A 707-nucleotide genomic window follows, 5' to 3' on the forward strand; every position below is an offset into this window, starting at 1 on the left:
ACGAAATCGTCGATAGTGCAACCACGATGTTAGAGACAGACTTTGAATGGGAGAACCCATTCGGCGACGGAACAACAGCAGAGACGATTTTACAGACTGTTGGGCAGCCACAACCCCAAGAGGTACTTCAATGACAGACATCTGCGTCCATGGACTCGGTTACATTGGACTCCCAACCGCCACGATATTTGCTCACTCTGAGTACGATGTAGTAGGCTTCGATACCAACCCCGAGGTGATATCTGCCCTCCAGAATGGGGAGGTTCACTTCGACGAACCGGGGCTCCAAGAGTTTGTGACAGAGGCAATCGAATCGAAGGGACTCAGTGTCAAGTCTGACCCTGTTCCGGCAGATGTTCACATCATCTGCGTACCAACACCGTTCGATGACGCAGAAAAGCAGGCAGACCTCGGGTACGTTGCAACAGCTGGTGAGACTGTAAGTGACCTTCTCAAAGAAGGAGACTTGGTTATCCTTGAATCAACTGTGCCCCCAACGACTACTGAATCGGTATTACAGCCACAACTAGAAAAATCGAATTTAGTTGCAGGTCGCGACTTTGGGTTGGCACATTGTCCTGAGACGGTGCTCCCAGGGAACATGATTACCGAACTGCGAGAGAACGACCGTGTCATTGGGGGAATTGACCAGGAGTCAATCGAACAAACAGTCGAATTGTACCACTCCTTCGTCGAGGGTGAGATTC

General features: G+C 50.5%; 1 protein-coding gene. It reads left to right on the forward strand.

Features of this window, described 5'->3' with window-relative positions:
- Positions 1-130 precede the first annotated feature (130 nt).
- Positions 131-707: nucleotide sugar dehydrogenase (locus tag AUR66_RS14870; protein WP_231727911.1), on the forward strand; the 577-nt coding region annotated here is incomplete at its 3' end.

This window comes from Haloferax profundi, from assembly GCF_001469865.1.
Taxonomy (GTDB): domain Archaea; phylum Halobacteriota; class Halobacteria; order Halobacteriales; family Haloferacaceae; genus Haloferax; species Haloferax profundi.